Annotated in this window: 1 protein-coding gene; it reads left to right on the top strand. The window is 57.6% G+C overall.

Annotated features, from left to right (window positions below; genetic code table 11):
* A partial coding sequence (locus ACQKEZ_RS05505; protein WP_427299268.1) for a hypothetical protein occupies nt 1-262 on the top strand: 262 nt, incomplete at both ends.

Raw genomic sequence — 262 nt, 5'->3', positions numbered from 1 at the left:
ACCGGACCTACTGGAGATACGGGTGCTACTGGCGTAACTGGTGCAACCGGACCTACTGGTGACACTGGTGTAACTGGAGCGACAGGTCCTACTGGTGCCACTGGCGCAACTGGTGCAACTGGTGCAACCGGTCCTACTGGCGTAACTGGAGCAACCGGACCTACTGGTGATACGGGTGTAACTGGAGCGACCGGTCCTACTGGTGACACTGGTGTAACTGGAGCAACCGGACCTACTGGTCCTACTGGTCCTACTGGTGTAA

It is taken from the genome of Bacillus sp. NPDC077027, from assembly GCF_050269555.1.
Lineage (GTDB): Bacteria > Bacillota > Bacilli > Bacillales > Bacillaceae > Bacillus.
Note: the sequence above shows the minus strand (reverse complement) of the source record. Positions and strands in the feature narration are given on the sequence as shown.